General features: G+C 66.0%; 26 protein-coding genes, 1 tRNA gene and 1 other RNA gene. 20 read left to right on the plus strand and 8 right to left on the minus strand.

Translation table 11 applies throughout. The annotated features are described in order from the left end of the window. The first annotated feature begins 11 nt into the window (after positions 1–11). From CSC74_RS00720 to CSC74_RS00750, 7 genes are all read left to right on the plus strand, one after another. The gene (locus tag CSC74_RS00720; RefSeq protein ID WP_162312511.1) at positions 12–761 is read left to right on the plus strand and encodes a 3-deoxy-D-manno-octulosonic acid kinase; all 750 of its coding nucleotides are present in this window, start codon (positions 12–14) and stop codon (positions 759–761) included. Then, the gene (locus CSC74_RS00725) at positions 761–1,519 is read left to right on the plus strand and encodes an MBL fold metallo-hydrolase (protein WP_162312512.1); all 759 of its coding nucleotides are present in this window, start codon (positions 761–763) and stop codon (positions 1,517–1,519) included. The genes CSC74_RS00720 and CSC74_RS00725 overlap by 1 nt, the downstream gene beginning before the upstream one ends. Next, complete coding sequence (moaA, locus tag CSC74_RS00730) at positions 1,516–2,553, plus strand: GTP 3',8-cyclase MoaA (RefSeq protein ID WP_162312513.1); 1,038 nt, start codon at positions 1,516–1,518, stop codon at positions 2,551–2,553. Before CSC74_RS00725 ends, moaA begins: the two co-directional genes overlap by 4 nt. Beyond that, on the plus strand, positions 2,554–3,042 hold the full coding sequence (moaC, locus tag CSC74_RS00735; protein ID WP_162312514.1) for a cyclic pyranopterin monophosphate synthase MoaC: 489 nt from the start codon (positions 2,554–2,556) through the stop codon (positions 3,040–3,042). After that, entirely contained in the window at positions 3,042–3,284 is a 243-nt protein-coding gene (locus CSC74_RS00740) for a MoaD/ThiS family protein (RefSeq protein ID WP_425501395.1), read from the plus strand. Before moaC ends, CSC74_RS00740 begins: the two co-directional genes overlap by 1 nt. A 156-nt stretch (positions 3,285–3,440) precedes the next feature. After that, on the plus strand, positions 3,441–3,878 hold the full coding sequence (locus CSC74_RS00745; RefSeq protein ID WP_162312516.1) for a molybdenum cofactor biosynthesis protein MoaE: 438 nt from the start codon (positions 3,441–3,443) through the stop codon (positions 3,876–3,878). A 20-nt stretch (positions 3,879–3,898) separates the two neighbouring features. Next, the gene (locus CSC74_RS00750) at positions 3,899–4,921 is read left to right on the plus strand and encodes a YncE family protein (RefSeq protein ID WP_162312517.1); all 1,023 of its coding nucleotides are present in this window, start codon (positions 3,899–3,901) and stop codon (positions 4,919–4,921) included. A gap of 45 nt (positions 4,922–4,966) precedes the next feature. Here CSC74_RS00750 and ffs read toward each other — a convergent pair. Together ffs and CSC74_RS00760 are read right to left on the minus strand one after the other, a co-directional pair. Then, positions 4,967–5,063: signal recognition particle sRNA small type (ffs, locus tag CSC74_RS00755), an RNA gene on the minus strand. Between the two features lie 46 nt (positions 5,064–5,109). Continuing rightward, positions 5,110–5,202 (minus strand) — tRNA-Ser (locus tag CSC74_RS00760). Positions 5,203–5,404: 202 nt separating this feature from the next. On the opposite strand from CSC74_RS00760, the gene dnaX reads away from it, so the two are divergent. The 4 genes from dnaX to CSC74_RS00780 all read left to right on the plus strand — a co-directional run bounded on the left by dnaX (position 5,405) and on the right by CSC74_RS00780 (position 8,633). Beyond that, positions 5,405–7,123: a DNA polymerase III subunit gamma/tau gene (gene dnaX, locus CSC74_RS00765; protein ID WP_162312518.1), complete on the plus strand. Its 1,719-nt coding sequence runs from the start codon at positions 5,405–5,407 to the stop codon at positions 7,121–7,123. A gap of 11 nt (positions 7,124–7,134) precedes the next feature. Then, entirely contained in the window at positions 7,135–7,455 is a 321-nt protein-coding gene (locus tag CSC74_RS00770; protein ID WP_162312519.1) for a YbaB/EbfC family nucleoid-associated protein, read from the plus strand. Between the two features lie 121 nt (positions 7,456–7,576). Continuing rightward, a complete protein-coding gene (recR, locus tag CSC74_RS00775) occupies positions 7,577–8,176 on the plus strand; it encodes a recombination mediator RecR (RefSeq protein ID WP_162312520.1) in 600 nt (199 codons plus the stop codon). Between the two features lie 100 nt (positions 8,177–8,276). Further along, on the plus strand, positions 8,277–8,633 hold the full coding sequence (locus CSC74_RS00780; RefSeq protein WP_162312521.1) for a histidine triad nucleotide-binding protein: 357 nt from the start codon (positions 8,277–8,279) through the stop codon (positions 8,631–8,633). A gap of 187 nt (positions 8,634–8,820) precedes the next feature. Here the strand turns inward: CSC74_RS00780 and CSC74_RS00785 are convergent, their stop codons facing one another. The 4 genes from CSC74_RS00785 to CSC74_RS00800 are packed head-to-tail and all read right to left on the minus strand — an operon-like array spanning position 8,821 to position 13,211. Next, entirely contained in the window at positions 8,821–9,339 is a 519-nt protein-coding gene (locus CSC74_RS00785) for a Slp family lipoprotein (protein WP_162312522.1), read from the minus strand. A gap of 16 nt (positions 9,340–9,355) precedes the next feature. Beyond that, positions 9,356–11,284, minus strand: coding sequence for a transglutaminase TgpA family protein (locus CSC74_RS00790; RefSeq protein WP_162312523.1), 1,929 nt, complete (start codon positions 11,282–11,284; stop codon positions 9,356–9,358). Then, entirely contained in the window at positions 11,275–12,252 is a 978-nt protein-coding gene (locus tag CSC74_RS00795) for a DUF58 domain-containing protein (protein ID WP_162312524.1), read from the minus strand. The genes CSC74_RS00790 and CSC74_RS00795 overlap by 10 nt, the downstream gene beginning before the upstream one ends. A gap of 5 nt (positions 12,253–12,257) precedes the next feature. Next, complete coding sequence (locus CSC74_RS00800; protein WP_162312525.1) at positions 12,258–13,211, minus strand: AAA family ATPase; 954 nt, start codon at positions 13,209–13,211, stop codon at positions 12,258–12,260. A gap of 40 nt (positions 13,212–13,251) precedes the next feature. Here CSC74_RS00800 and CSC74_RS00805 point away from each other — a divergent pair, with 40 nt between their 5' ends. After that, a complete protein-coding gene (locus CSC74_RS00805) occupies positions 13,252–15,093 on the plus strand; it encodes an ArnT family glycosyltransferase (protein ID WP_162312526.1) in 1,842 nt (613 codons plus the stop codon). A gap of 9 nt (positions 15,094–15,102) precedes the next feature. On the opposite strand, the gene CSC74_RS00810 is transcribed toward CSC74_RS00805, so the two are convergent. Then, on the minus strand, positions 15,103–15,672 hold the full coding sequence (locus tag CSC74_RS00810; RefSeq protein WP_162312527.1) for a Maf family protein: 570 nt from the start codon (positions 15,670–15,672) through the stop codon (positions 15,103–15,105). A 122-nt stretch (positions 15,673–15,794) separates the two neighbouring features. Between CSC74_RS00810 and CSC74_RS00815 the strand changes: the two genes are divergently transcribed. From CSC74_RS00815 to CSC74_RS00825, 3 genes are all read left to right on the plus strand, one after another. Next, positions 15,795–16,304: a YceD family protein gene (locus CSC74_RS00815; protein WP_162312528.1), complete on the plus strand. Its 510-nt coding sequence runs from the start codon at positions 15,795–15,797 to the stop codon at positions 16,302–16,304. Positions 16,305–16,424: 120 nt separating this feature from the next. After that, entirely contained in the window at positions 16,425–16,622 is a 198-nt protein-coding gene (rpmF, locus tag CSC74_RS00820) for a 50S ribosomal protein L32 (protein WP_162312529.1), read from the plus strand. Between the two features lie 117 nt (positions 16,623–16,739). After that, positions 16,740–17,765: a beta-ketoacyl-ACP synthase III gene (locus CSC74_RS00825; protein WP_162312530.1), complete on the plus strand. Its 1,026-nt coding sequence runs from the start codon at positions 16,740–16,742 to the stop codon at positions 17,763–17,765. A 28-nt stretch (positions 17,766–17,793) separates the two neighbouring features. Here CSC74_RS00825 and CSC74_RS17385 read toward each other — a convergent pair whose 3' ends face one another. Then, a complete protein-coding gene (locus CSC74_RS17385; protein ID WP_170865767.1) occupies positions 17,794–17,946 on the minus strand; it encodes a hypothetical protein in 153 nt (50 codons plus the stop codon). Positions 17,947–18,117: 171 nt separating this feature from the next. On the opposite strand from CSC74_RS17385, the gene fabD reads away from it, so the two are divergent. From fabD to CSC74_RS00850, 5 genes are all read left to right on the plus strand, one after another. After that, positions 18,118–19,080 (plus strand): ACP S-malonyltransferase, encoded by a 963-nt coding sequence (gene fabD, locus CSC74_RS00830; protein WP_281349699.1) that lies wholly within the window; start codon positions 18,118–18,120, stop codon positions 19,078–19,080. Then, entirely contained in the window at positions 19,077–19,826 is a 750-nt protein-coding gene (fabG, locus tag CSC74_RS00835; protein ID WP_162312532.1) for a 3-oxoacyl-ACP reductase FabG, read from the plus strand. Before fabD ends, fabG begins: the two co-directional genes overlap by 4 nt. Positions 19,827–19,939: 113 nt before the next feature. Then, positions 19,940–20,179: an acyl carrier protein gene (gene acpP, locus CSC74_RS00840; RefSeq protein WP_093279723.1), complete on the plus strand. Its 240-nt coding sequence runs from the start codon at positions 19,940–19,942 to the stop codon at positions 20,177–20,179. Between the two features lie 102 nt (positions 20,180–20,281). After that, positions 20,282–21,520, plus strand: a complete 1,239-nt coding sequence (fabF, locus tag CSC74_RS00845; RefSeq protein ID WP_162312533.1) for a beta-ketoacyl-ACP synthase II — start codon at positions 20,282–20,284, stop codon at positions 21,518–21,520. A gap of 115 nt (positions 21,521–21,635) precedes the next feature. Continuing rightward, on the plus strand, positions 21,636–23,000 hold the full coding sequence (locus CSC74_RS00850; RefSeq protein WP_162312534.1) for an aminodeoxychorismate synthase component I: 1,365 nt from the start codon (positions 21,636–21,638) through the stop codon (positions 22,998–23,000). The last annotated feature ends 132 nt before the right edge of the window (positions 23,001–23,132 follow it).

A 23,132-nucleotide genomic window follows, 5' to 3' on the forward strand; every position in this document is an offset into this window, starting at 1 on the left:
ACTCGGAAGATATGGTCGAATTTGACGCCACGGAATCCATGATCCCGTTCCGCGAAGGTAGCGGATTGGGAGCGATTCTGTTCGACAGCAAGCAATTGCGGCAAGCGGATCCGGAATGGTTCCTGCCGGCGAAGTGGGGCGAACGGGCCCGGCCGGTGGACAGCGGCGGCCGTGGCGGGGCCTGGTTCATCGATGCGCCTTTCGGCCCAAGCCTGTTGCGCCTGTACCTGCGCGGCGGTTGGGCGGCCCGGGTCAGCCGCGACCGGTATCTGTGGAATGGAGCCAACCGGACCCGCAGTTTCGAGGAGTTCCGCCTGACCCGCGCCCTGCTGGCCAAGGGTCTGCCGGTGCCACGCCCGATCGCCGCCAGCTATGTACGCGGGGGCATGGGTTATCGCGCCGCGATCCTGATCGAACGGCTGCCCGATGTGCGTTCGCTCGCCGACCGCGCGCAGGTCGCGGGCAAGGACGCGCCGTGGGAGGAGACCGGCCGCCTGGTCGCGCGCTTCCATCGCGCTGGGCTGGACCACGCCGATCTCAACGCGCACAACATCCTGTTCAACCCGCAGGGCAAGGGCTGGCTGATCGATTTCGATCGCGGTGCCCTGCGCATCCCGGCCACGCGCTGGCGCGAGAACAACCTGATGCGCCTGCAGCGCTCGCTGTTGAAGCTGCGCGGCTCGCGCAGCCGCGAGGAAGTGCTGCAGGACTTCGCGCGCCTGCGCCACGCCTACGACACCGCCTGGCAGCGGGGCTACTGATGGGCTGGGCATTGCGATTCCTCGGCGTGGGCAATGCCGCGGCGGTGGAGCTGGGATCGGCCAATGCCACCCTAGAGCGCGACGGCAAGCCCTGGTTGACCATCGATTGCGGCGCCGAAGGCTTGTCGGCCTATCTGGCCCATTACGGCGCGATGCCGCAGGCCCTGTTCGTCACCCATGTGCACCTGGACCACGTCGCCGGTTTCGAACGCCTGTTTGTCGCGACCTGGTTCGATCCGCAGCGGCGCGGAAAGGTGAAGCTTTACGTCCCGGCGACCGTGGTCCCGCTGCTGCACAAGCGCATCGCCGACTATCCCAACGTGCTGGCCGAGGGCGGGGTGAACTTCTGGGATGCGTTCCAGTTGATCGCGGTCGGCGATTCGTTCTGGCATGACGGCGTGCGCCTGGAAGTGTTCCCGGCGCGCCATCACTGGCCCGAGACCGCGTATTCGCTGCGCCTGCGCGGCAGCCTGGTCTGGACCGGCGATACCCGGCCGATTCCCGAGGCCCTGGCCAGATACGCGGATGCGGGGGAAGTGATCGCCCACGACTGCAGCCTGCATGGCAATCCCTCGCACAGCGGCATCGACGACCTGGAGCGCGAATACCCGGCCGAGCTGCTGCAGCGCTGCATCCTGTACCACTATGCCAGCGCCGAGGATGGCCGCGCGCTCGCGGCCCGCGGGTATCGGGTGGCGCTTCCCGGCGAAGTGGTAGCCTTGCAAGAGACGACCGCGGCCCGCATTCCTTCCCCATGAACGCAGCCCTGCAAACCACGACCTGGCCGCCGAGCGTGCCGTCGGATGCGCGTGGCCGGCCGTTGCGCGATCTGCGCCTGTCGGTGATCGAGGCCTGCAACTTCCGCTGCGGTTACTGCATGCCTGCCGACCAGGTGGCGGACGATTACGGACTGGACGCAGCTTCGCGGATGTCGTTCGACGAGATCGAGACCCTGGTGCGCGGCTTTGCCCGCCTGGGCGTCGGCAAGCTGCGTTTGACCGGTGGCGAGCCACTGTTGCGCAAGCGTCTGCCGGAGCTGGTCGCGCGGCTCGCAGCCATTCCCGGCATCGACGACCTGGCCCTGACCACCAACGGTTCGCTCCTCGCCGCGCAGGCCGGCGCATTGCATCGCGCGGGGTTGCGGCGGCTGACGGTCAGCCTGGATGCGCTGGATGCGGTCCTGTTCCGGCGCATGTCCGGCGGTCGTGGCGAAGTGGCGGCGGTGCTGGAAGGCATCGAGGCGGCGACGCGGGCCGGGTTCGCTTCGCTGAAGATCAATTGCGTGGTCCAGCGCGGCATCAACGAAGACCAGGTGATGCCCCTGCTGGAGCGCTTCCGTGGCAGCGGCCACGTCCTGCGTTTCATCGAATACATGGACGTGGGCAACTGCAACGGATGGAAACGCGAACAGGTGGTCACCTCGCGCGAACTGCGCGACCGCATCGCCGCCCGCTGGCCGCTCCGGCCGCTGGATCCGAATTATCGCGGCGAAGTGGCCACGCGCTACCGCTTCGAGGATGGTGCGGGCGAAGTCGGCTTCGTCAGTTCGATCAGCGAAACCTTCTGTGGCGACTGCCATCGCGCGCGCGTTTCCGCCGACGGCCGGCTTTACACCTGCCTTTTCGCGAGCGAGGGAACGAATCTGCGCGATGCGCTGGCGCATGGCGAAGAAGCCCTGGTCGAACGGGTCGCCGGGCTGTGGTCGCGGCGCACGGATCGCTACAGCGAACTGCGCGGCGAACGCGAGGCGGCGAAAGGCAGGCATGTCGAAATGTTCCTGATCGGTGGTTGAATGGCGACCCGCGGCAAGATCCTGACCCACCTCGATGCCGCCGGCCTGCCGGCGATGGTGGATGTTTCCGCCAAGGCCGTGACCGCCCGCGGGGCGAAGGCGGAGTGCCGCGTGCGTTTCCCGAAGGACGTCGCCGCGCAACTGCGCGGCAACGGCTTGCGCAGCGCCAAGGGCGGCATCGTCGAAACCGCGATCATCGCCGGCACCATGGCGGTGAAGCGCACCCACGAACTGATTCCCTTCTGCCATCCCTTGCCGATCGATGGTTGCCGCATCGGCATCGCCTGGGAGGGCGACAGTGCCTTGAGGATCGAGTGCGCGGTCAAGACCACGCATCGCACCGGCGTGGAGATGGAGGCGCTGACCGGCGCTACCGTCGCCGCGCTGACCGTGTACGACATGTGCAAGGCGCTTTCGCACCGCATCGTCATCGGCCCGGCCAGGTTGCTGGGCAAGCGCGGTGGCAAGCGCGATTTCGGGGCGGCGTGATGGCTGCGGTGACGGTGCTTTATTTCGCCAGCCTGCGCGATGCCGCGGGAGTCGCTTCCGAGCGTATCGAATCGGATGCGATCGATCTGCAGGGTCTGTTTGCGCAATTGCAATCCCGTCATGGGTTCGCCTGGCCGGCGGATCGCCTGCGGGTGGCGATCGATGGCGAGTTCGCGCACTGGGAGGATGGATTGCGCGAAGGAAGCGAGATCGCATTCATCCCACCGGTTTCGGGCGGATAGAGCGATGCTCTTTTCGATCAGGCCGATCCTTGCCGTCATCCCGGCATACGCCGGGATCCATCTTGATCCGGCATTCGCGCATCGATATTGCGGAGAAGCAAAGTCAAAATGGGTTCCAGCGGTCGCTGGAACGACGACCCAGGGTGTGGTGCGCCGATGAAACGTTTCCAGCTTTCGGATACTCCGATCCGCATCGAGCCCTTGCGCGATAGCCTTTGCCATCAGACCGCGGGCGCCTTCGCCAGCTTCGAGGGCTGGGTCCGCGACCACAACGAGGGCAGGGTAGTGCTGGGATTGCACTACGAGGCCTATGTCGCTCTGGCCGAAAAGGAAGGCGAACGGATCGTCGAAGAGGCGATGCGCAGGTTCGACATCGTCGAAGCACGCTGCGTGCACCGGATCGGCGAATTGCGCATCGGCGAGCTGGCGGTATGGGTGGGCGTGAGCGCGGCGCACCGGGGTGCGGCATTCGACGCCTGCCGCCATATCATCGACGAAGTGAAGTCGCGGGTGCCGATCTGGAAGCAGGAGCGCTATCGCGAAGGCGATATGGGCTGGCTGCATCCGGCTGCGGCTGCCGCCGGCAAAGACTGATTCCGATACGTAAGCCACGCATGCCCACTCCTCCACGACGGTCGTTGTCCTGCCTGCTGCTGTTTCTTGCGCTTGCGACTGGCGGTGCGCATGCCGATGAGCTGCTGGTCGGCAACAAGTCCGGCGACAGCGTGTGGCGCCTGTCGCCACGCGACGGCCACAAGACCGGCGAATTCCGCACCGGCGAGGCGCCGCATGAGATCGCCGTGGCCGCCAATGGCCGCTTCGCACTGGTCAGCAACTATGGCCGCGAGACCTCGGGCAACACCTTGTCGGTGCTGGATCTGGTCGGCGGCAAGCCGACCCGCCGCATCGACCTGGGCGAACACGGCGCGCCGCACGGCTTGCGCCTGCTGCCGGGCGATCGACGCGTACTGGTGACGACCGAAGGTTCGGCCAGCTTGCTGATGGTGGACGTCGCCAGCGGCAAGTTGGAGCGGGTGATCGACGTGGGTGGCGGCACCGGGCACATGCTCGCGCTGTCGCCGGACTCGAAGTTCGCCTACGTGACCAAGATCAATGCGGGCTCCATCGGCCGGATCGACCTGGCTTCCGGTCGCAAGACCCACGAACGCGCAGCAGGCAAAGGCGCCGAAGGAGTGGCGGTCAGTCCCGATGGCCGCGAGGTCTGGGTGGCCAATCGCGAGGACGGCACCATCACCGTCCACGATCCGGGCACGCTGGCATTGCGGCGGCGGATGAGCAGCAAGGGCTTCCCGATCCGGGTGGCGTTCACCAACGATGGCCGCCGTGCGCTGGTGGTCAATGCCGGGGCAGCCAACGTGGCCGTGTTCGACACCCGCACCAGGTTGCGCATTGCGACCGTCGAACTGGCGGAGGCGGGCATGGACTACAACCAGACCATGCTGGGCCGCGCTGCATTGCCGATCGGGGTGGTGGTGGACCCCGTGCGCGGACGTGCCTACGTGGCGATCAGCGGTGGCGACCGGGTCGCGGTGATCGATACCCGGACATGGGAGATCGTGGATCGCTGGCCAGCAGGCCGTGAGCCTGATGCGCTCGGCTTCGTGTCTGGCGATTGAGCCCAGGCAAGTCGTCGGCGATCCGGGCTCCCTGGAAGAGTGGCGGCCCCGCCGGCTGACCTCGGCACCCGCATCAGTCAATACCGTTGCTGCCTTCCGGCCCTGGCGGAGTTTTCAACCTAGCGTCGCGAGGGGCCGACGGGGCCACCATAGGACATGCATCTGGCGACGCATCAAAACTTCGAAACTGGCGGAGAGAGGGGGATTCGAACCCCCGAAGCGCGGTTTAGACGCTTACACACTTTCCAGGCGTGCTCCTTCAACCGCTCGGACACCTCTCCGGGACCTGCAGGCGGCGCAAAGCCGCTTTCAGGGCCGCGAATTCTAGCGGTCGCGGCGACTTAAAGCGAGTCCCCCTGTCCGGCAGCGGGATTCCGCCGGCCATTCATTATCCGGGCCCGTGGCGGCGGGCCGGGAAATTCTTTCCTTGGACAGATCCACTCGGCGCGGCACAATGACCGTTCAGATGAAAACGGTTGCCTGATGTCCTATCTCGTCCTCGCCAGAAAGTGGCGCCCGAAGCGTTTTTCCGAGCTGGTCGGGCAGGAACACGTGGTGCGCGCGCTGACCAACGCGCTGGAAAGCGGCCGCGTGCACCATGCCTTCCTGTTCACCGGCACCCGCGGCGTGGGCAAGACCACCATCGCGCGGATCTTCGCCAAATCGCTGAACTGCGAGGAAGGCACCAGCGCCGAGCCCTGCGGCAAGTGTTCGACCTGCCTGGACATCGATTCGGGCCGGTACCTGGACCTGCTGGAAATCGACGCCGCTTCCAATACCGGCGTCGACGACGTGCGCGAAGTGATCGAGAACGCGCAATACATGCCTTCGCGCGGCAAGTTCAAGGTCTACCTGATCGACGAAGTGCACATGCTGTCGAAACAGGCGTTCAACGCGCTGTTGAAGACCCTGGAAGAACCGCCGGAACACGTCAAGTTCCTGCTCGCCACCACCGACCCGCAGAAGCTGTTGGTCACGGTGCTGTCGCGCTGCCTGCAGTTCAACCTCAAGCGCCTGGATGAGGACCAGATCTCCGGCCAGATCGGCAAGATCCTGGCCGCCGAAGGGATCGAAGCCGACGCCAGCGCCATCCGCCAGTTGGCCAAGGCCGCCGACGGCAGTCTGCGCGACGGCTTGTCGCTGCTGGACCAGGCCATCGCCTACACCGGCAGCGGCGACGGCGGCGCGCTGCGCGAGGAAGGCGTGCGGACCATGCTCGGCACCGTCGATCGCACCCAGGTCGGCGCCATGCTCGACGCGCTGGCCAATGGCGACGGCGCCCGCCTGCTGCAGATCATTGCCGCGCTGGCCGAATTCTCGCCGGACTGGAATGGCGTGCTCGACGCGCTGGCCGAGGCGCTGCATCGCATCCAGGTCCGCCAGCTGGTGCCGGCCGTGGCAGTCGAAGCCGACGGCATCGACGCCGACGATTTCGCCCGGCGCCTGCGCCCGGAAGTGGTGCAGCTCTGGTACCAGATGGCGGTGAATGGCCGTCGGGACCTGTACCTGGCGCCGAGCACCCGCGCCGGTTTCGAGATGAGCGTGTTGCGGATGCTGGCGTTCCGCCCCGCAGGGGCGGGGCAGGTGCTTGCGGAGCCCACGGGCGCGGCCGAAGCAGCGAAGCCATCGCCGACGACTGCAACAGCTGCTGCGACCGCGGCTCTGCCGCCAGCGACGCCGCCAGCGATGAAACCGGAAGTCGCGGCACCAGCCGCCAAGCCGGCAATCGTTGCTGCAGTCGAGCCCGTCGCCAAACCTGCTCGGCCATCGGAGCCGGTCAAGGTTGCGGCTTCCAACGCCGCCGCCGCCATCGCGACCGCCGAGGAATGGTTGCAGTTCGCCGGCAACAGCGGCATGAAAGGCGCCGCGCGCCAATTGGCTGAGAACGCTGCGTTCGTCGGCTATGGCGACGGCGTGCTGAAGCTGTCGCTGGACGCGGGCTTCGACTATCTGCGTTCGGAAAAATCGCTGGCCGAATTGTCCAGCGTCCTGGCGGCCAGGCTGGGCGCCGCGCCCAGTGTCGTGTTCGATCATGCGCTCGGCGGCGAGTCGGAAACGCTGCAGCAGCGCAGCCATCGCGAGCGCAATATCCGCCAGAGCGCCGATGAAGAAAATTTCATGAACAACCCGGACGTACAGCGCCTGATCCAGCAGCACGGCGCCAAGCTGGTTCCGGATTCCATCCGCCCCTTCGACGAATAACAGGTAAGACAATGCGTGGAAATATCGCCCAACTGATGCAGCAAGCGCAGAAGATGCAGGAAAACATGCAGCGTGCGCAGGAAGAGCTGGCCAACCTGGAAGTCACCGGCAGCGCCGGCGGCGGCATGGTCAGCGTGACCCTGACCGGGGCCAAGGAGTGCAGGAAGGTACGCATCGATCCGAGTGTGCTGTCCGACCCGGAAATGGCCGAGGATCTGATCGCGGCCGCGTTCAACGACGCCTCCAACAAGATCGACGCCGAGTCCAAGAGCAAGATGGGCGCGGCCACCGCCGGCATGCAATTGCCGCCGGGCATGAAGATGCCGTTCTGATTCCCGCTCGTTTTATTTGTGAAAGCGGGGAAGGGTTCGCGTGGCATCCATACGACATTGGCCCTTCATTTGACCCCCTCCCAGCCTCCCCCTGCTTGCGCAAGGGGAGGGGCTTGAAGCCATGAGCGCTCCCCTACTCGAACAACTCATCGAAGCCCTGCGCATCCTGCCCGGTGTCGGCCAGAAGACCGCGCAACGCATGGCCTATCAGCTGCTCGAGCGCGAACGCGAGGGCGGCAAGCGCCTGGCCGCGGTGCTGGGCGTGGCGCTGGAACATATCGGCCATTGCAAATATTGCCGCGACTTCACCGAGACCGAGGTCTGCGCCATTTGCGCCAGTTCCAGCCGCGACCAGCAGCTGCTGTGCGCGGTGGAGTCGCCGGCCGATCGCCTGGCCATCGAACAGGCCACCGGTTACCGCGGGCTCTACTTCATCCTGCAGGGCCGGTTGTCGCCGCTCGATGGCATCGGTCCGCGCGAACTCGGACTCGATGCGCTGTCCCAACGGCTGGCGCAAGGCGGGATCACCGAGTTGATCATCGCCACCAACCCCACCGTGGAAGGCGAGGCCACCGCGCATTACCTCGCGCAGCTGGCGCGGCAGCAGAACGTGCATCCCAGCCGCCTGACCCATGGCGTACCGCTGGGAGGCGAGCTGGAATACGTCGATCGCGGCACGCTGTCGCATGCGTTCGGCACCCGCAGCGAAATGCCTTTGTAGGAGCGCCCATGGGCGCGAGCTCTCGCGTGTTTCGCAATCCGGTCGGAGAGCTCGCGCCCATGCGCGCTCCTACAATTATCCATCCATCAAGGAGACTGCCATGACCGGCGACACCCTCTTCGGCAAGATCATCCGCCGCGAAATTCCCGCCGACATCGTCTATGAGGACGACGACGTGCTGGCCTTCCGCGACATCGCCCCGCAGGCACCGGTGCACGTGCTTTTCATTCCGAAGAACGTGCACATTCCTACGCTGGATGACCTTCGCCCGAATGATGCCGGACTGGTCGGAAAGCTGGTGCTCGCCGCGGCCGAATACGCGCGCCGCGAAGGTTTCGCGCAGGACGGCTACCGGGTGGTCATGAACTGTCGCGACGATGCCGGACAGACGGTCTTCCACATCCACCTGCACCTGCTGGCGGGCGCGCAGCTCGGTCATTTCGGCACGCCGCGCTGAAATGCGCCTCCGAAAGAAAGGGGCTTATCGCGAAAGCCCGTCGTCGTAGGAGCGTCCATGGGCGCGAGCTCTTCGTCCAGGTCGCGGAGATTCTCGTAAAGAGCTCGCGCCCATGGACGCTCCTACGGGAAAAGCCATAAAAAAAGCCGCTCGATGAGCGGCTTTTCTTGTTCGGTCCGGCAGGCGATTACCACCAGCCCCAACGGCCCCAGCGCGGACCCCAGAAGGGATCATAGAACGGGGAGGGTCGCATTACCTGCACTTCGCGCACCTCGGGCCACAGGTAGACCACGTCGGCGGACATTTTCGGCAGGCGGTAGTCGTAGTCGCCGATGCGGGTGGTCTCCACGCCATCGACGCGGCCGATGAAGGTGACTTCGCGGCCTTCGGCGAACACGGCCGGATCGTAGAAACCCGCGCGGCAGGCGATGAAGCGGCCATCGGTGGCATCGGGCGCGCTGCTGAGCGGCCGGCCGGTCGCGCCGAGCGGTCGCGAGATCAGCTGGAAGCAGGTGCTGTCCTGGCGCGGGGTGGTTTCGACGATACGCCCGCCCCAGCGCACCGAAGTTCCGGCCTGGCTGCCGGCCACCGCATCGCGCGGAGTGACCGGGGTGAAGGTGCCCTGCAATGGCTTGGGCGCGGTGGCGCAGGCACCCAGCAGCAGGCTGCTGGCGGCCAGGGCGAGGATGCGGATCTTGCTGTTCATGGCGAATCTCCGGGTTTCAGGGATGGTGCCGGCGCAAATCGTGGACCAGAGTCGGGTCGCCGATGCCTGCAGCGTAGCGCGCATCGGCGAAACGGTGGCTGAGTGGAACCAGGGATTGCGACTGCGGCCGGGCTTCGACCACGCGTTCGGCCCACAACGGGGCCGGCTCATGCATTTCGCGGGCCAGACCGAGCTTGGCGTAGCGTGCGCCCAGCACATGCCAGGCGCGCAACAGCGGGTCGCGCTGACGCTCGCCACGGGCCAGCAGCCAGGCCATCCATGTCAGTGCCAGCAACGCGGAGAGGGCGAACAGCAGGACCAGGTGCTGGCCATCCGGATGGCGGATGCCGAATGCCTGCAACAGGCGCTGTTGGCGATCGGCGTTGAAGCCGAGCACCCAGTTGTTCCAGCCGCGCCGCATCCAGTCGCTCAGGTCGCCGAACCTGGCCAGCCGGCCAAGGGCGCCTGCAGCCGACCCTTCGCCGAGGCGATCCTCCAGCGTGTCGTAGATGCGCTCCGGCGCCACCGCGGCGGTCGGATCCGTCCGCACCCAGCCGCGCTGCGGCAGCCAGACTTCCGCCCACGCATGCGCATCCATCTTCCTGACCACCCAGTAGTCGCCGATCGGGTTGCGCACGCCGCCGGCATAGCCGGTGACCACGCGCGCGGGAATGCCCGCGGCGCGCATCAACACCACGAACGAGGAACTGAAATGCTGGCAGAAGCCTTTCTTTTCGTCGAACAGGAATTCGTCCACGCCATCGCGTCCCGGCAACGGGGTTTCCAGGGTGTAGCCGAAATCGCGGTGGATCCAGTCCATCGCCCTGCGTACGATGGCCGCGTCGTCGTTGCCCGCCTCGCGGCGCCACTGCGCGGCCAGGGCAACGGTGCGCGGGTTGTAGCCGGCCGGCAACGCCAGCGCGCGTCGCCGTAGCGGGTCGCTGAGTTGCGTCTGGAAAGAAGCCGGCGGCGACGACTGCAGGCGCCAGCGGGTCAGCGAACTCAACGACCGGTCCGAATACAGGCCGTAGTCGAGCGAAAGCGTGGTTCCCGCAAGCGCGGCGTGGGGCAAATCCAGGGCGACGAGTTGGCGCCTGTCGGTGGGTTCGAATTCGATCTGGTAATCCCAGCTGAGGTTCCTGCGCTGGACCGGCTGGGCGGGCAACTGCCGCATCATTCCCGGCTGGGTCCAACTGCGCCCGTCGAAGTCCCACAACACCGGGCCACGCCAGTACATGTCCTGCGAGCGCGGGCGCGTGCCGAAGAACTGCACGCGCAGCGCTGCAGTGTCGTCGGCCATCATGTCCAGCCACTCGCCCGGCGTCATGCGATCGGACAGGCCGGGACGGCCGAGCGCGCGTTCGGGCACTCCCCACAAGGGCGTGCCCAGCCGCGGGAACAGCCAGAACATGGCCAGCATCAACGGCAATCCGATCATCACCAGCCGGGCCACGGCCAGCAGTTTTCGCGATGGGGCGATGCTGCTGGACAGCGAGTCGGTCTCCACGTCGGCGAGGCGTTGCAGCGCGACCAGCGCGCACAACACCGCGGTCAGTCCGAGGGCCATGGTCAACGGACCCTGGTCGAGCAGGAAGGCGGCGAACGGCGCGAACAAGGCGAACCCGAGCAGGCTGCGCGCGTCGCGCAGAGTGAAAGTTTCCGAAGGCTTGACCGCGATCATCGCCGCGAGCAGTGCGCAACCGGTGTCGCGGCCCAGGTGCGATCCGGTCTGCGAGAACACCGCTGCCAGCACCAGCAATGCCAACAGCAGGCGCAACGGTGCAGGCAAGGCCTTGCGCCACGACATCGCGGCAACCAACACCGCCGCCAGCGCGATGCTCCAGCCGAGTTGCGGGGGCAGCTGCAGCAGCAAGGGCAGCAGAGCGAGCCCAGCCGTCGCCAGGGTCCATATGCGACTACCGTCGTCGATCCGGATCATGGCCATGACCGGTCTCCGGCGTCGGGCAACAATGCCAGTGCGCGCAGGCAAAGGTGCCGGTGGGCGCTGCCGTGGGCGGGCCCCAGGGCCGGCTGCCCCGGGAGCAGCAGGCGATAGCGCCGGCCTTCGCGTTCGGCCAGGTCCACCCAGTGGGCCAGCCGGTGGATGCGTTGTTCGTAGGCGAGCGGCGACAGCGTGGTCCAGTCCAGGATGACTTCGATCGCCAGCGGCTGTTCGTATTCGCGGACCAGCAAGGTGTCGCGGCGCGCCGAAGGTTTCCAGGCGATCGCGCGACGCGGATCGCCGCTGCGATAACCGCGCAGGTGGTGCACGTCGTCGCCGGCCGGATGCAGTCGCGCGTGGCTGGCGCCGCCATTCCCCGATGGCAAGGGCGGGCCTTGCGGTTCGGCGGAGGGATAGACCAGTAACGGTGCGTCCGGCCACGCCCACGACCAGGCCATGGCCAGGCCCAGCGGCTGGGTGGTGGAAACGCGGATCCGGCCCGGTTCTATCCAGCCGCGGCGCTCGGTCGCCAGTTCCAGCGTGGCCACGACCGGTTCGACGGACATCGGGGGTGCGGTGGCATGCGCCTCGCGACAGCGCAATTGCAGGCCGCGACGCATCCGCGTATCGGCGGTGGACAAGGCGACGTGCAACGACAGCACCGAACCGGCGGCGACCGGTTCGGCGGAAATCGCATCGACGCGCAAACCGGACAGTTGCAGGTGCGCGGCGATCAGGCTTGCCAACCCGGTGGCGCCGAGCAACAAGGCCAGCAGGAAAGCCGGGTTGTTGTTGTAGTTCAGCGCGCCCAGCAGCATGGCGAACAACAAGGCGGCGAAGAACAGGCCGAAACGCGTCGGCAACACATAGACCCGGCGCCGGTCGAATTCCACCGGCAGGGTTTCGCTGCTGCGCGGGTGGGCGAGCAGCGCGGCACGGGCAGCCAGGCGTTCGCGCAATGTCGGCAGCATCGCGATCAGTCCACGGCCACCGCATGGAGGATGGATTTGGCCAATGCCTGCGCGGAAGACGCTTCCGCCTCCGCGACCAGGCGATGCGCAGCGACCGCGCCGAACAAGGCTTGCACATCTTCCGGCAGCACATGCTGTCTCCCCAGCAGCAAGGCATAGGCGCGCGCGGCACGCAGCAGGGCGATGCCGGCGCGCGGCGACAGGCCCACGCGCACGCCCGGTTGCTGGCGACTGCGGGTCAGCAGGGCCTGCACGTAATCCACCAGCGCCTCGCTGGCGTGCACTTCGTTGACCGCTGTCCGCAATTGCAGCACATCGGTGCTGGACAGCAGTGGCGAAGCCCGGGCGATCAATTCGCGGCGATCGGTGCCGGCGAGCAGGGCGCGTTCGGATTCGGCGTTCGGGTAACCCAGGGTCAGCCGCAACAGGAAACGGTCGAGTTGCGAATCAGGCAGCGGATAGGTTCCGGCGAGATCGACCGGGTTCTGCGTGGCGATGACGAAGAATGGATCGGGCAGCGCGCGGGTCATCCCGTCCAGAGTCACCTGATGCTCGGCCATGGCCTCCAGCAACGCGCTCTGGGTGCGGGGCGGCGCGCGATTGATTTCGTCGGCGAGCAGTACATGGGTGAACACCGGCCCCGGGTGGAACTGGAACTGCCGCGATTGCGCGTCGTAGACCGATACGCCCAGGACATCGGCCGGCAACAGGTCCGAGGTGAACTGCACGCGCTGGAAACCGAGCCCGAGGGTCGCCGCCAACGCGTGCGCCAGCGTGGTCTTGCCCAGGCCGGGCAGATCCTCGATGAGGAGGTGCCCGCCGGAAAGCAGCGCCACGAAGGCCAGGCGCACTTCATGCGGCTTGCCCAGCACCAGCGAATTGACTTGCTGTTGCGCTGCCTTCATGGCCTGCAACAGGGTATCGGTTAGCATTCCGCGGGCAGGGGTATCGGCGGGCATTTGTTTTTCCGGATTCGTTTCCAGGGAAGTCTAACGGGATATGCAGGACGAAAAGAGCGCGCAACGCACCTTCCTGGTGCTGTGGACGGCGATCACCGCGATCAAGATCCTGATCGCGGCGCGCCTGCCGTTGTTCGTGGATGAAGCGTTCTACTGGCAGGAAGGCAGGCACCTGGCCGCGGCTTATTCGGACCTGCCGGGATTGACCGCATGGATGACCCGGCTGGGTACGGAAATCGGCGGTCAGCATGTGCTGGCCTTGCGCGCGCCATTCCTGTTGCTGGCGGCGTTGTTGCCCTGGCTGGCGGCGCACATCGCCAGCCGCTGGTTCGGGGAGGCGGTCGGCTGGCGTGCGGGCAGCCTTGTCTTGCTGATGCCATTGGCCGGCAGCCTGGGCATCCTCGCCTTGCCGGACGTGCCCATGGCGTTCGCCACGGTGCTGTGCCTGGATGCCGGTGCGCGGCTGTTGCGCGAGATCGATGCGACTTCCGCCGCCGAGCTGGCGCTCGGGTTGGCGATAGGCGCGTTGAGCCACTATCGCTTCATCGGCGTGATCGGCGTCGGTTTCATGGCCTTGCTGTTGCTGCCGCAGGGGCGACGCGTGCTGCGCGATCCGCGCGTGTGGGTCGCATTGGCGCTGGGAATCGCCGCCTGGGCGCCGTTGATCGCCTGGAACCTGGAAAACGCCGATGCCGGTTTGCGTTTCCAGTTGGTCGACCGCCATCCTTGGTCGTTCCAATCCGATGGTTGGTGGTTCCTGGTGGTGCAGGCGGCGCTGGTCACGCCATTGCTGTTCTTCGCCATGGGCTGGGTGTTCCTGCGCTCGTTCGGCAAGCAGCAGGACATGTCGGCGCAATGGCGGTACTTCGGATTGCTGGGCGGGGTTTCGACGCTGGGCTTCTTCGTCCTGGGTTTTTTCGCGGACGTGGAGCGGGTGAGTTTCCATTGGCCCTTGCCCGGCTACCTGCCGCTGCTGATCGCGGTGCCGGCCTTGCTGCGGCAATGGCCGCGTGGCTGGCGCGTCGCCACCTGGGTGTCCGCCGGCATCGTGCTCGTGCTCGTGCTCGGCTATTACCTGGTGCTGTCCACGCCGGCCTGGCGCGCGCAATTCGCTGCGGAGAAGTTCTATCCCATCAATTTCGTCGGCTGGGATGAACTGGTCGACGCCGTACGCGAGGAGCAGGCGAAGTTGCCTGCGAATACCACGTTGCTGGCGGACAGTTTCAAGTCCGGGGCCGAACTCGGCTTCGCCCTGGGCGATGCCGACATCCGCGTGCTCGACCATCCGCTCAACCACAAGCACGGCCGCGCGCCGCAATTGAACCTGTGGGGATTGCAGAACGACGGCAGCCGCGATGGGCCGCTGCTGCTGGTGCTCGGAACCAATGACGTGCAATACAAATCGTTGCTGGATTACTACCACCGGCTTTGCGCCACGGTCGGTCCGCTGCCGGCGCCGCGCGTGGTCAACGTCGATCACGGCCGGCAACGCTTCCTGCTGTTCGCGCTGCCGGCGAAGAAGGTTGCGGGGCCGTGCACCACACCCGCGTTCGCATGGGTCGATACGCCGCACAGCAAGGCCGGTGTCGCGCGCCGGTTCGACGTGAGCGGGTGGGCCTTCAAGGACGGCGTGGGCTTGAAGGGCGTGGATATCCTGCTGGATGGAAAGGCGGTCGCCGAAGCGCGCTATGGCCTGTCCAGTCCGGGCACGGCTGCGTTCTGGAAGATATCCACCGACCCCAACCACCCCGATGTCGGTTTCGCCGCGGAAGTGGACCTGGCCACGGCCGCGCCAGGCAGGCATTGGCTGGGATTGCGCCTGCATGGCGCCGATGGCAGCGTCGAGGACTGGTCGGAACAGCCGATCGAGGTCGCCGACTAGGGCCTGACCTCAGGGCAGGGAGAACCCGGCTTCCCGCAGCATTTTCGACAGCGCGATCAACGGCAGTCCGACCAGTGCGGTCGGATCGCGCGATTCGATGTGTTCGAACAAGGCGATGCCCAGTCCCTCGCTCTTGAAGCTGCCGGCGCAGTCGAGCGGTTGTTCGGCATCGACGTAGCGCGCGATCTCGTCGGTGTCCAGGGTCCGGAAGCGTACCAGCGTCGTGTCCATCGCCTCGAGCACGGCCTCCCCGCGGACCAGGCACACAGCGGTATGGAAGCGGATTTCCCGCCCGGACATGGCGCTCAGCTGGGAAACCGCGTTTTCACGGGTTCCCGGCTTGCCCAGTGCCTGTGATTCCAGGGCGGCGACCTGGTCGGAGCCTATGATCCAGCTCTCCGGGTGCTGGCTGGCGATGGCCAGCGCCTTGGCCCGTGCCAGCCGCTGGGCCAGGGCGGGCGGGGTTTCTTCGGCCAGTTGGCATTCGTCCACGTCGGGGCGGGCGACATGGAAGGGCAGGCGCAGGCGCTCCAGCAGTTCGCGGCGGTAGCGGGAAGTGGAGGCCAGGATCAGCGGCATGGAAGAGGGTCCTCAGGCAGGGGCGGGCATTCTGCCGAAGCCCGGCAAGGGCGGCAAACCCCAGTCTGGCGGGCTTTGCGGGTTTGACAGCTCGGCCTCGCATCCTTAATATTCAGCGGCTTATGTCCGTGAACGTGCCCGAGATGTTGGATGTTTGGCGCATGGTCGCGGCCAGACGCGGTTTTGAAGGGCGCCTGCCGCTGTCCGCGCTGAAGCGCCTGCAGGGGTTGCTGTTCGATACCGAAGGCGAAGTCGGGTTCACGCTGCAGTTCGACAGCGATCCGCTGCTGAAGGTGTCCTACGCGGAGTTGCGGATCGACGCGGAGTTGCCGCTGGAATGCCAGCGCAGCCTGCAACGGTTCCTGCTTCCGGTGCATATGGTGCAGCGGCTCGGCCTGATTCGCGATGAAGCGGACGAGGCCGCGCTACCTGCGGAATACGAAGCGCTGCTGGTGCCCGAAGACGGCATGCTGCGGCCGCTGGATCTGGTGGAGGACGAATTGGTGCTGGCGGTTCCCGCGGTGCCGATGAATCCGGAGTCCGACGCGGTGGATCGCGACTGGCCGATACCGGAACAAGAATTGGCGCAGGCCAGCCCGTTCGCGGCGCTGTCCTCGCTGAAGAAAAACTGATCAGGAACATCCGGTCGGGAGCTGTCTCACCAAGAGCTGCCTCATCAAGAACATCCGGCCTTTGCATCGGTCGGCACCATCAACACAACGCAACACAGCGAAAAAGTTCGGAGCAATACCATGGCAGTGCAGAAATCCCGCGTCACCCCGTCCCGCCGTGGCCAGCGTCGTTCGCACGACAGCCTGACCGCCAAGCAGCTGGCCACCGACCCGACCAGCGGCGAGACCCACATCCGCCATCACGTGACCGCCGACGGTTATTACCGTGGCAAGAAGGTCATCGCGACCAAGGCCGACGCAGTCTCCGACGAAGATTGATCCGGTTGCGCACCTTGCGGGTGCGCGTTGGATCGAACGCACTGGATTGTGCGTGCTGGATAGGATCGGGTGCGGCAAGTTTTCCAGGCCCTGCGTGGGCCAGCAGCTGGAGCGGGCATGAGCAAGCGTGATTCGGGCGGGCAGGCTTCTGTTGGGCCTGCTTCCAACGGGCGCATTTATGCCCGCATCGCCGGCACGGGCAGTTATCTGCCCGAGAAGTTGCTGACCAACGACGATCTGGCCAAGCAGGTCGATACCAGCGACGAATGGATACGCAGCCGTACCGGCATCCGCGAAAGACATATCGCCGCGGAAGGCGAGACCACGGGCGACCTCGGCTACCACGCCGCGGTGCGCGCGCTCGAGGCTGCGGGCGTGGATGCTTCCGAGATCGACATGATCGTGGTCGGCACCACCACCCCCGACCTGATCTTCCCGTCCACCGCCTGCCTGATCCAGGCCCGCCTGGGCGCCAACGGCTGCGCGGCGATGGATGTGAACGCCGCCTGTTCCGGTTTCGTCTACGCGCTCAGCGTGGCCGACAAGTTCATCCGCTCCGGCGACGTCAAGACCGTGCTGGTGATCGGAGCGGAAACCCTCAGCCGCATCGTCGACTGGACCGAGCGCACCACCTGCGTGCTGTTCGGCGACGGCGCCGGTGCGGTGGTGCTCAAGGCCGACGGCGAGACCGGCATCCTCAGCACCCATCTGCACGCGGATGGCGCCAAGAAGGAATTGCTGTGGAATCCGGTCGGTGTCTCGGTCGGCTTCAAGCACGACGAGCCCAACGGCGGCTCGCACATCCAGATGAAAGGAAGCGACGTCTTCAAGTACGCGGTCAAGGCGCTGGACGGCGTGGTCGATGAGACCCTCGAGGCCAATGGCCTGGACAAGCACGACCTGGACTGGTTGATCCCGCACCAGGCCAACCTACGCATCATCGAGGCCACGGCCAAGCGCCTGGAAATGCCGATGGACCGCGTCATCGTCACCGTCGATCGCCATGGCAACACTTCATCGGGCTCGGTGCCGCTGGCGCTGGATGCCGCGGTGCGCTCGGGTCGCGTGCAACGCGGCCAGTTGCTGCTGCTGGAAGCCTTCGGCGGCGGCTTCACCTGGGGCTCGGCGCTGCTGCGCTATTGAGGCTTGCGCGGTCGAGTCTGGCCGACACTCAGCCGTTGCGCTTGAAGTACTGCACCTCGCGTTCGTGTTTTTCAGCTGCGGCGCGCGTCTTGAACGTGCCCAGGTTGCGACGCTTGCCGGTGCGCGGATCCTTCTTGCGCGAATACAGGCGGAATTCGCCTGAGGTCAGTTTCCGGATCATTGCCTGCTCCAGGATGCTGTATGTGGCTGCGATCGAAACAAAGGCAAGGTAATCGAGGTGTGATCGATCATCGCTGATTCGTGGAGCAGCATGGTCCGACGATACGCACCGGTACAGACGATGCGGGCCGTTCGCCCTTATGATGCGCGCCGACCCCCACCGGATTGGCCAGTGACTCCACGACTCCATACCGACCCGACGCTGGCTTTCGTGTTCCCCGGCCAGGGTTCGCAATCGCTGGCGATGCTCGCCGAGCTCGCCGAGCTGCATCCGATCGTCCGCGAAACCTTCGTCGAAGCCTCCGACGGCGCCGGCGTGGATCTGTGGGCGTTGTCGCAAGGCGGCCCGGAGGAAATGCTCAACCGCACCGAATACACCCAGCCCGCGTTGCTCGCGGCAGGCGTCGCGGTATGGCGCGCGTGGCGGCAGCAGGGCGGAGCCAATCCTTCGGTGTTCGCCGGCCACAGCCTCGGCGAATATTCGGCGCTGGTTGCAGCGGATGCGCTTTCCCTCAACGAGGGTGCGCACCTGGTACGCCTGCGCGGCCAGTTGATGCAGGAGGCCGCGCCGGCTGGCGTGGGCGCGATGGCGGCGGTACTCGGCGCCGACGACGAATTGGTCGCGGAAGTCTGCGCGCAGGCCTCGGGCAGTCAGGTCGTGGTGCCCGCCAATTACAATTCGCCGGGACAGATCGTGATCGGCGGCGATGCCGAGGCCGTGGATCGCGCGATCGCGCTGCTGACCGGGCGTGGCGTGCGCAAGGTGGTGAAGCTGGCGGTGAGCGTGCCCTCGCACACGCCGTTGATGCGCGAAGCCGCCAACCGGCTCGCCGAAACCATGCGCGGCATGCGCTGGCAGGATCCGTCGATCCCCGTGGTGCAGAATGTCGATGCGCAGGTCCATCACGGAATCGACGATATCCGCGATGCCCTGGTGCGGCAGTTGTACCTGCCGGTGCGCTGGACCGACTGCACCCTGGCCTTGAAGGCGAAAGGCGCGATCCGCATCGCCGAATGCGGGCCGGGCAAGGTCCTGACCGGCCTGGTCAAGCGCATCGACAAATCACTTGAAGCAAGATCGCTGGCCACGCCGGGCGATTTCCAATCCGCGATCGAAGAGTGGAAGCAGGCATGAGCGACACGCAATTGTTGAAGGGCGAAATCGTGCTGGTCACCGGCGCCAGCCGCGGCATCGGCGCGGCCATCGCCGATGAGCTGGCCGCGCAAGGCGCTACCGTGATCGGTACCGCGACTTCGGAATCCGGCGCCAAGGCCATCGGCGAACGCCTTGCGGCCCATGGCGGACACGGTCGCGAATTGAACGTCACCGATGCGGCCGCGGTGGAATCGTTGATCGATTCCATCGGCAAGGAGTTCGGCGCCATCAGCATCCTGGTCAACAACGCCGGCATCACCCGCGACAACCTGCTGATGCGGATGAAGGACGAGGACTGGCAGGCGATCCTGGATACCAACCTGACCAGCGTCTACCGCACCTCCAAGGCGGTGATGCGCGGCATGATGAAAGCGCGCAAGGGCCGGATCATCAACATCGCCTCGGTGGTCGGCGTGACCGGCAATGCCGGGCAGGCCAATTACGCCGCGGCCAAGGCCGGCATCATCGCGTTCTCCAAGTCGCTGGCCAAGGAAATCGGCAGTCGTGGCGTCACCGTCAACGTGGTCGCGCCGGGCTTCATCGACACTGACATGACCAAGGCGATGTCGGACGATGCGAAGAACGCGCTGGTCGGCCAGATCGCGCTGGGACGCCTGGGCGAACCGGCGGATATCGCCCGCGCGGTCGCATTCCTGGCCGGACCTTCGGCCAGCTACATCACCGGCGAAACCCTGCATGTGAATGGCGGCATGTACATGCCCTAGCACAATTGTGCCGTAAGTGTTTGATTAAGCGATGATTGCCGGGGCGTGCACCGCATCCCCGGTTTCCACTAAACTACCCCCCGTTCACTCAACTCCGTCTGGAGCCATATCCAATGAGCAGCATCGAAGAACGCGTCAAGAAGATCGTCGTAGAACAACTTGGCGTCAAAGAAGAAGAAGTCACCACCAGCGCATCGTTCGTCGATGACCTCGGCGCCGATTCGCTCGACACCGTCGAGCTGGTGATGGCCCTGGAAGAAGAGTTCGAGTGCGAAATCCCGGACGAAGACGCCGAGAAGATCACCTCGGTGCAGCAGGCCATCGATTACGTCAAGGCGCACGTCAAGGCGTAAGCCCGTAGTTTCGATGAGTCGTGCCGGGGCCGCGGATGCGGCCCCGCGCATATGTGGCATGTCAATGCGCCCGGACAGGGTGCGAGAAGTCGGAGTAATCGTATGAGCCAGCGTCGCGTAGTGATCACCGGCATGGGCATGATCTCGCCCTTGGGCAACGACCTGGCCAGCAGTTGGGACGCCATCGCCAACGGGCGCTCGGGCCTGGGTCCGATCACCTCCTTCGATGCCTCGTTGTTCACCACGCGCATCGCCGGCGAGATCCGGGACTTCGATCCCACCACCTACATGTCGCCGAAAGACGTGAAGAAGATGGATGCGTTCATCCATTACGGCATCGCCGCTTCGCTGATGGCGATGGACGATTCCGGTCTGGAAGTCACCGAGGAGAACGCCGAGCGCATCGGCGCCATCATCGGTGCGGGCATCGGCGGCATCCTCGGCATCGAGGAGCAGACCGCCAGGTATCTCGAAGGCGGGCCGCGCAAGATCTCGCCGTTCTACATCCCCAGCACCATCATCAACATGCTGCCCGGCCAGCTGAGCATCATGAAGGGCATCAAGGGGCCGAGCTTTTCCGCGGTGTCGGCCTGCGCCACTTCCAACCATTCCATCGGCATGGCCATGCGCATGATCCAGTACGGCGATGCCGACGTGATGTTCGCCGGCGGTGCCGAACGCGGTTCCTCGCCGACCTCGGTCGGCGGGTTCTGCTCGATGAAGGCGATGTCCACGCGCAACGACGACCCCGCGGCCGCTTCGCGTCCCTGGGACCGCGACCGCGACGGCTTCGTGCTCGGCGACGGCGCCGGCGTCCTGGTGCTGGAGGAATACGAACACGCCAAGGCACGCGGCGCGCGCATCTATTGCGAGCTGGTCGGCTTCGGCGCCAGTTCCGATGCCTACCACATGACCGCGCCGAGCGAGAACGGCGAAGGCCCCGCACGCTGCATGGCGATGGCGCTCAAGGACGCGAAGCTCAATCCCGACCAGGTCGAATACCTCAATGCGCACGGCACTTCCACGCCGCTGGGCGATCTGGCCGAGACCCTGGCGATGAAGCGCGCCTTCGGCGACCACGCCTACAAGACCATGGTCAGCTCGACCAAATCCATGACCGGCCACCTGCTGGGTGCGGCCGGCGGCGTGGAAGCCATCTTCTCGGTGCTGGCGATCGACAAGGGCATCATCCCGCCGACCATCAACCTGGAGAACCCGGGCGAGGGTTGCGACCTGGACTACGTGCCCAACGTCGCCCGCGAGAAGAAGATCGATGTCGCCATGTCGAATGGTTTCGGCTTCGGCGGCACCAACGGCACGCTGGTGTTCAAGCGGGTTTGACAATTGCTCGTCATTCCCGCGAAGGCGGGAATCGCTCTTGTTTTTTTGCGTTCTCCATATCGAAAGAACAGGAGCGAAGAGCGATTCCCGCCTTCGCGGGAATGACGAGCGTAATGTGATCGAATCCCGCGCACTCCCTCCCGATACCGACCTGCTCGCTCTGCACCGGCAGGCGCCGTCGCGCTATCCGCTGCTGCTCGAGTCGGTCGCGTCCGGTACGGCGCAAGGACGCTGGGACCTGCTGCTGGCGACCGATGGCACCGGCCTGCAGCTGGACGCGCAAGGGGTGACACGGACGCTCGCCGGCCAACCGCTCGCAGGCGACTTCCTCGGCGCGCTCGATACCGAATGGCAAGCGCAACGCATCGCCCGCGAAGAACCGCGCTGGCCATTCCGTGGCGGCTGGGGCTTGCTGCTGGATTACGAATTGGCCGGGCAGATAGAGCCGGTGCTGGAGCTTCCGCAAGGCGATCCGATGGTTCCGGTCGCACTGGCCCTGCGTTGTCCCGCCGCGATCCTGCGCGACCGCACCAGCGGCGAATGCGTCGCCTTGGCCGAGGCCGGATCGAACGGGCTGATCGATCGCATCGCCGCGGACATCGACGCGTCGCGAAGCCAACCGGCATGGCCGGCATGGGGCGGTCCCGAGCACATCGCCGAAGACGATCCGCAACGCTTCCTCGACGGCGTGCAGCGCATCCTTCGATACCTGGTGGCAGGCGACATCTTCCAGGTGAACCTGTCGCGCGCCTGGCGCGCGCGTTTCGGGCAAGCCCTCGATCCGGCCGCGCTTTACGCACGTCTTCGCACCGCCAACCCGGCTCCTTTCGCCGGTCTGTTCGCTGCCTGTGGCCGGGCAGTAGCCAGTTCCTCGCCCGAGCGCCTGGTGTCGATCCGTGGCGACGTGGTCGAGACCCGGCCGATCGCCGGCACCCGTCCGCGCTTCGAGGGCGACGATGATGCGGAACGCATCCGCGAACTGGTCGGCCATCCCAAGGAGCGCGCCGAACACGTGATGCTGATCGACCTGGAGCGCAACGACCTGGGCCGCGTCTGCGAGCCCGGCAGCGTCGAGGTCGATGAGTTGATGACCGTGGAAAGCTATGCCCACGTCCACCACATCGTCAGCAACGTACGCGGCCGCCTGCGCGCCGATGTCACCCCGGGCGAAGTGATCCGCGCGACTTTCCCCGGCGGCACCATCACCGGCTGCCCGAAGGTGCGCTGCATGCAAATCATCGCCGAGCTGGAAGGCCAGGCGCGCGGCGCCTACACCGGTGCATTCGGCTGGCTGAACCGCGATGGCGACCTGGACCTGAATATCCTGATCCGCACCGCGGAGATCCTGCCCGGGCGGGACGGTGGCTCGGAAGTCGTTTTCCGCACCGGGGCGGGCATCGTCGCCGATTCCCTCCCCGAACGTGAGCTGGACGAAACCCGCGCCAAGGCACGCGGCGTGCTCAAGGCCCTGGTCTTGTAGGAGCGGGCCTTGCCCGCGATGCTCTTTGCTTGCTTGCTTGCTTGCTTGCTTGCAGGCAGGCAGGCAGGCAGGTCAAAGGCATCGCGCCCAAGGGGCGCTCCTACAAGAACAGGTGGGCAAGGTATCCTGCAC

The sequence above is a fragment of the Pseudoxanthomonas yeongjuensis genome, assembly GCF_010093345.1.
Taxonomy (GTDB): domain Bacteria; phylum Pseudomonadota; class Gammaproteobacteria; order Xanthomonadales; family Xanthomonadaceae; genus Pseudoxanthomonas_A; species Pseudoxanthomonas_A yeongjuensis.